6 protein-coding genes are annotated in these 6638 nt (G+C 72.5%); 1 reads left to right on the top strand and 5 read right to left on the bottom strand.

Annotated features, from left to right (window positions below):
* Positions 1 to 54: 54 nt before the first annotated feature.
* Positions 55 to 630, bottom strand: a complete 576-nt coding sequence (locus Q7F20_RS17295) for a TetR/AcrR family transcriptional regulator (protein ID WP_305741304.1) — start codon at positions 628 to 630, stop codon at positions 55 to 57.
* A 158-nt stretch (positions 631 to 788) separates the two neighbouring features.
* Between Q7F20_RS17295 and Q7F20_RS17290 the strand changes: the two genes are divergently transcribed.
* Positions 789 to 1763, top strand: coding sequence for a carbohydrate kinase family protein (locus Q7F20_RS17290; protein WP_305741303.1), 975 nt, complete (start codon positions 789 to 791; stop codon positions 1761 to 1763).
* A 9-nt stretch (positions 1764 to 1772) separates the two neighbouring features.
* On the opposite strand, the gene Q7F20_RS17285 is transcribed toward Q7F20_RS17290, so the two are convergent.
* The 4 genes from Q7F20_RS17285 to Q7F20_RS17270 form a co-directional block, all read right to left on the bottom strand.
* A complete protein-coding gene (locus Q7F20_RS17285) occupies positions 1773 to 3248 on the bottom strand; it encodes a serine hydrolase (RefSeq protein ID WP_305741302.1) in 1476 nt (491 codons plus the stop codon).
* Positions 3245 to 4594: a deoxyribodipyrimidine photo-lyase gene (locus Q7F20_RS17280; RefSeq protein WP_305741301.1), complete on the bottom strand. Its 1350-nt coding sequence runs from the start codon at positions 4592 to 4594 to the stop codon at positions 3245 to 3247. The genes Q7F20_RS17285 and Q7F20_RS17280 overlap by 4 nt, the downstream gene beginning before the upstream one ends.
* Entirely contained in the window at positions 4591 to 5103 is a 513-nt protein-coding gene (locus tag Q7F20_RS17275; RefSeq protein ID WP_305741300.1) for a MarR family winged helix-turn-helix transcriptional regulator, read from the bottom strand. The genes Q7F20_RS17280 and Q7F20_RS17275 overlap by 4 nt, the downstream gene beginning before the upstream one ends.
* A 283-nt stretch (positions 5104 to 5386) precedes the next feature.
* The gene (locus tag Q7F20_RS17270) at positions 5387 to 6157 is read right to left on the bottom strand and encodes a winged helix-turn-helix domain-containing protein (protein WP_305741299.1); all 771 of its coding nucleotides are present in this window, start codon (positions 6155 to 6157) and stop codon (positions 5387 to 5389) included.
* Between the last annotated feature and the right edge of the window lie 481 nt (positions 6158 to 6638).

Below are 6638 nucleotides of genomic sequence, written 5' to 3'. Positions count from 1 at the left end.
CGGTGCCAGCTGGCACCGCGCCTCCCGTCGTTCGTCGGTGTGTGTCCGGACGCCTCAGGCCGACAGGAGCTGCGCCCCTGCGACCAGCTCCTGCGCGATCGCGCGCAGCGCGGCGTCGGGCGACGCCCGTTCTCCGTCCACGATGGAGCCCCACTGCACGCCGCGGGCCGCGAGGACGGCTCCGCGGGCTGCGCACTCGGCGTCGTCCGTGGCGTAGCCGTGCTCGACGCACCACGCGGCGATCGCGTCGACCTGTTCGCGGTGGAAGGTCCGCTCACGGTCGCGGCCGTCGAGCGACTCGACCGACCCGAGCTCGAAGGTGAGGCGGGCAGCGAGGGAGCGCTCCGGATCGTCGAGTCCACCGAACACCGTGACGAGGTACTCGGTCAGCCCGGTGTGGTCGGTACCGGGGTCGAGCGCGACGTCGGACAGGGACTCTGCCAAGTGGTCCACGACGGCGTCGATCAGGGCTTCGCGCGTGCCGAAGTGGTACACGATCGGGTAGGCACTCGTCCCGAGGACCCGGCCGAGGCTGCGGACGGAGACGTCCTCGAGCTTGGTGTCCTGCAGATGCTCGGCCACCTTGGCGATGATCGCCGGCTTGAGGGTCGGGTCGGGCTTGCGGGGCATGGCGTCTCCAACGAGCGTGGTGGTCTGAACGCGACCGTTGACATACGATCACACAACATATTACGCATCGAGACCGGGAGGGCGCCGGGAATGTGTCCAGCACCTGCGTTCCTGGCCGAAAAGCGGAGCTTTACTCGTTTCCGCGTATGATGGAGGCGATGTCCATGCCTCCAGAGCGCCCTGCGGCCCCGTCGCGCCCCGAGGCGCCCCGGGCTGGACGGGCGGTCGCTGGACGCCGTCGCGGGGCGGGGAAGCGCTTCCTCGTCGTCGGGGACGTCCTGGACGGCACGCTCGTGCAGACCACCGCAGCGAGCATGGGGTCGCACGATCCGGCGGCGGTGATCCGCCACCGACCGGTCGGTGCGGCGGGCAACACCGCCACGTGGCTTGGCTGGCTCGGCGCCGAGGTGGACCTGGTGGGGCGGGTCGGCGTGGACGACGTCTACCGGCACGAGCGCTCGCTCGCCGACGCCGGGGTCCGGGCGCACATCCGGTACGACGCCCGCACCGCCACCGGTGCCGTCGTGTCCGTGCGGAACCGCAACGGCCGCACCGCGATGTCCGATCCCGCGGCGAGCGGCGCGCTGTCGGCGGAGGACCTGCCGGTCGAGCTCGTCGCGCATGCCGACATCGTGCACCTGACCGGGTCGGCGATGCTCGGGGGCGGCGGTCCGGAGCGCATCGCTGCACTCGTCGGCCGGGCGCGGTCCGGTTCCGCACGGGTCTCCCTCGACCCCTCCTCTGCGGCCGTGGTGCGGGCGATCGGTGCGGCGGAGTTCCTCGAGGCGCTGTCCGGCCTCGACGTCCTCTTCCCGAGCGAGGACGAGGCACTCGCACTGACCGGAGCGCCCACCGTCGCCGAAGCGATCGAGTCGCTCGCCGACCGGGTGCCGCTCGTCGTGGTGACCTTGGGGACCGAGGGCGTCCTCGTCGGGCGCCGCGGTCGGAGTCCGCAGCGGGTGCCGATCACGCCCGCGACGGTGGTGGACACGCTCGGTGCCGGGGACGCGTTCGCTGCGGGGTTCCTCCGCGCGTGGGCGACCGACCCGGTACGGGTCGGGGCGGCTGCTCGCGAGGGGACGCGGGTCGCCGCGCGGGCGCTCGGCTTCGTGGGTGGACGGCCGCCGGTCTGACGTCAGGCGTCAGCGCTCGCTGGGCTCGGCCCGCACCACCAGGGTCTGCACGAGTCCCGCTGCGAGCGGAGCCAGCCGGATCTCGACGCACAGCCGACCGGCCGTCCCCGGTACCCACCAGCGCAGGTGGGAGGGAGCGGAGGACTCGCGCGCGACCGGCTCCGCGTCGAGGTCGGCGCCGACGGCTGCGACCGCGTCCGCGATGGCCCGTCGTCGCCGCTCGTACGGCACGTCCATCGCCACGTTCGGCGTGCAGATCGCATCGGCCAGGCCGTCGTCCCAGTGGGCCAGGAGGCGCGTCACCGCCGCCTGCGCCGCCCACGTCGCATCGGTGGTCGGCCCGGTGCCGGGTGCACGGCCCGTCGGCGACCCGCCGGCGGTCGCGGGGCCGGTCGAGACGGTCGCGCGAGCGGCCAGCACGAGGTCGAGTGCACGGTCCGCCGCCGTCGAGACCTTCGCCTGCGTGGCGTTCTCGAACGCGACGACGCCGAGGCCGTCCCGGACCGACCACCGCATGTGCGCCGAGAAGCCGGGGTACCCGCCGGAGTGGGAGACGATCTCGTCGAACGCCGGGTCCTGCTCGACGAAGAGTCCGAAGCCGTACGCGGTCGCCCGGCTCGAGGTCGGCACCACTGCCGGCGGCACGACCCGCGTGGCCTGCTGCATGAGGCGCCGGTCGGCAGGGGACAGCGGTCCGGGTTCCGGTGCGTCGGTGAAGGCCGAGGCGAGGTGGCGGCCCCAGCGGGCGAGGTCGGCGACCGTCGAGAAGAGGCCGCCGATCGACGAGAACGCGCCCGGGCCCGACAGGGGCAGCGGCTCCCAGTCACCGGCACCCGCGCCGTCACCGGCAGGGCGCACGCCCGTGACGACGTGGCCTCGGGCGTCGTCCGCACGGAACACGGTGTCGCGCAGCCCGAGCGGGTCGAGGACGAGCTCGGCGGCCACCTCGGGGAAGGGGCGCCCGGCGACCACGGCGATCGCCCGGCCGATCAGGGCGTAGCCGGTGTTCGAGTAGGCGAACCGGGTGCCGGGGACCGAGTCGAACAGGAGCCCGGCGCGCAGGACGTCGTCGAACTCGGCGTCCGAGATCGATTCCTGACGGTCGGCCCACGGGTCGTCGGTGGGGAAGCCGCCGGCCATCGTCAGGAGCATGCGGAGCGTCGGGACGGGGGAGTCGGCGGTGGGGAGCGCCACGTGCGCGAACGCGGGCGCGAAGTCCGTGATCGGGTCGTCGAGCCGCACGCGGTCCGCTGCGACGAGGGCGAGCAGGGTCGCCGCGGTCACGCTCTTCGTGCACGAGGCGATCCGGTAGACGGTGTCGGCATCCGGTGCGACGCCGTCCCCGCGGTCCCCGTGGCCGCCCGAGGCGACGAGACCGGTGCGGTCGAACACGCCCCAGACGCTGCTCGGCGCCACGCCCCGTTCGACGCGCTCGCGGAACACGGCATCGACGTCGGCGATCACCTGCGGGTCGATGCCGCTCACGACCGGCGCATCCGGTCGTACGCGTCGAGCGCTCGCTGTCGGGTCTCCTTGAGGTCGAGCATCGGCTCGGGACGGTCCTCGTCGGCGGGGACCCAGCGGTGCACGTACTCGCGGTGCGGGTCGAACCGTTCGAGCTGGCGGTCGGGGTTGAACACCCGGAAGTACGGCGCCGCGTCGAACCCGGATCCGGCGACCCACTGCCAGTTCGCTGTGTTGTTGGCGGAGTCGGCGTCGACGAGCGTGTCCCAGAACCACTGCTCACCCACGCGCCAGTCGACGAGCATGTTCTTCACGAGGAAACTCGCCGTCGCGAGCCGCACCCGGTTGTGCATGGCGCCGGACTGCCAGAGCTCCCGCATGCCCGCGTCGACGAGGTCGAACCCGGTCGTCCCCGTTCGCCACCGCTCGATCTCGGCGTCGGGGGCGTCCCGCCACGGGAAGGCGTCGAACTCACGTCGGACGTTCACCGTGGCGATGTCCTCGCAGTGGAAGTACTCGTTCCAGTTGAACTCGCGCCAGGCCAGCTGCCGGAGGAACGCCGACGCGTTCTTCCGCTGCTCGGGCTCGAGCCGTCCGTGCAGGCGGTGCCAGACCTGGTACGGGCTGACCTCGCCCCACCGCAGGTGCGGGGAGAGGTCGCTCGTGGCGGCCTGGGCGGGCTCGTCACGCTGGTCGTAGTCCTCGAGCGCGTGGCTCACGAAGTGTTCGAGTCGGCGGTGCGCGCCCTGCTCGCCCGGTTCCCAGGCGTCGCGGAGACCGCCGGCCCAGTCGGGGTGGGTCGGCAGCAGGCCCCACTTGTCGAGGTCGTCGCTCGCGACCCGTGCCGCGGCGGGGAGGTCGCGGGGCTTGGGCAGTGGGTGGCGCGGCTCGGGCATCGCCTGGACCGCACGCCAGAACGGCGTGAACACCTTGTACGGCTCGCCCTGCCCGGTGAGGACCGTCCAGGGCTCCCAGAGCAGGTTCGCGGCGAAGCTGTGTGCTTCGGTGCCACCGTCGGTGAGCGTCGACTTGATGTCGGCGTCGAGGTCGCGCTCGGCACGGCCGTACCGACGGTTCCAGAACACCGCGTCCGCACCGCTGTCGGAGACGAGGGCATCGACGGCGTCGGCGGCGGGCCCGCGGCGGAGGACCAGCCGGGACCCGCGCTCACGGAGCTCGCCGTCGAGCGCGGCGAGGGAGTGGTGCAGCCACCATCGTGCCGCCGCCCCGATCGGCCGGATGCCGGGAGACTGCTCGTCGAGGACGTACGCGACGGTGACGTCGCCGCCGTGGTCGATGGCAGCACGGAGGGCCGGGTTGTCCGCGAGACGGAGATCGTCGCGGAGCCAGACCAGGGCGCCGGTCACACCGCTGCCGCGTCGACGCCGGAGGTCGTCCGGGTCGTCCCACGTCGGCCGGTCGCGGCAGCCGCCGCGGTCCGGAGCTTCGTGCAGAGCTCGGTGAGGGTCCGCAGCTCGGCGTCGTCGAGCCCGGCGCCGACCTGGTCGGCGATCGTCTGTGCGTGCTGGACGGCGACGGCCCGGTAGACGTCGAAGCCGTGCGGCGTGAGGGCCACGATGACACCGCGGGCATCGGTGGGGTCCGGCTGCTTCTCGACGATGCCGCGTGCGGTGAGTCGGTCGACCAGGCGGCTGACGCTCGGCTGCGTGAGGAGCAGATGGCCGGTCAACTCGCGCATCCGGCACCGGCGCCCGGGCTGCGTGGAGAGGTTGAAGCAGACGTCGTACTCGTTGAACGAGATCTCGCCGCCCGGGAAGTCGGCGTTGAGCGCACGCATCACGGTCACCTGGGCGCGGAAGAGCGCTTCCCAGGCCGCTACGGCGGTCGCCTTCTCGCTGCGGCGTGGCTCGTTCACGGTCGCGCTCCCTCTGCTCGTACGGTCATGCCACACTACCGACGGCCTGGGACACGGGGTGCTGCCGACCCGCAGCCGTGTCCCCCGGGACGCAACGAGGGCCGGTCGTCACGGGGACGACCGGCCCTCTCCCTTGCACCAAGAGTTTCCTGCAATCACATTCCACAGGCGGTGCCACAGCAAACACCGTCTGCACGCACGACTGTATAACGAACGGGTAACGGAGCGCTACCGGACGCGGCGGCCGTTCACTGCGAGTTCGCCAAGAACGACCGGTCGAGGATCAGAAGAGGTCCGGCGAGGGCGTCGAGGCGTACCGCACGGCGACGTCCGCGTGGCGGTCGAACCGGTAGCCGACCCCGCGTACGGTACGGACGATCTCCTCGAACGCGCCGAGCTTCGAGCGGAGCCGACTCACGTGGACGTCGATGGTGCGCTCGTTCGGGGTCTCGTCCTCGCCGTCCGACCAGAGTCCCTCGATGATGGCGGAGCGATCGACGGTCTGCCCCTCGCGCAGGACGAGGAACTGCAGGAGCTCGAACTCCTTGTAGGTCAGGGGAGCGGCTTCGCCGTCGAGCGTGACGCGCTTCCGGGAGATGTCGATGACGACCCCGGTCTCCTCCGGCTCGGGCTTCTCAGCCTGCTTGCGGGCGGCCACGGCCGAGCGGTCCTGCAGCGCCAGGCGGACGACGTCCACGTCACGTCCGCCGGAACCCTCGGCGGCGACGGCCACGGCGGCGTAGGTCTCCGATGCCGGGACGAGCTGTGCGGTGAGGGCCTTGAGCTGCTCCACGACCGCGGCGAGGGTCGTGCCGGCCGCAGCTGCCTTCGCCTCGTCGATGCCGACGTAGAGGGCGAAGCCCCGCGCCTCGGTGCCCTCGGGCAGGGCGCGGTTGCGCTGCGGAGCGACGACCGGGCTGGTCGGCACGCCGGCGGTCGCCGCGGGGGTGACCGGCTCGCGGCGCGGGCGGATCGGGGTCACGGTGCCGAGGTCGGTCGGCGCGGGTGCGGCGGTGCGGAGGGCGGTACGGGGCTGAGCGATGGTGAGCGACATGGCGGTTCTCCGGGCGGTGTGGCTGCGGTGTCGAGGTGTGCCGCGGCCGTGTCGAATGCGTCGGTCCGGGGACGGCGAGTGCCGTGGTGCCCTGCGGTCCTGCTGCGGACCGGGGCCGTCCCGGGGGTACGGGGGACTGACCTCGTGACGTGGTGCGCGTCGTCGACGTGGTCGTCACCCGGGGATCACGCTCGCGCGACGGGGGTGGTGTCGCGGGGGATCCGGCTGGAACGGGTGCCGGTCAGGCACACATTCGACAACGCATGACGGCCGTGGCCGGCATCATCATGCCGGCAGTCCCCTGGGCCTCGGAGAGGACGCGGGTGGACACGGTTGCAGTCATGGGACGAGTATCGGTGGGATACCAACGTCGTGTCAACCGTCCGCGCGGACGGTGGGGTGGAGCGGATGTTCGTTCCTTCCCATCACGCCCGCGATGCATCGTGAGAACGGGCGTACCTGGTCGGAAGGAACGACCAGG

It is taken from the genome of Curtobacterium sp. A7_M15, from assembly GCF_030705415.1.
Lineage (GTDB): Bacteria > Actinomycetota > Actinomycetes > Actinomycetales > Microbacteriaceae > Curtobacterium.
This window is presented reverse-complemented; position numbering and strand designations above follow the sequence as displayed.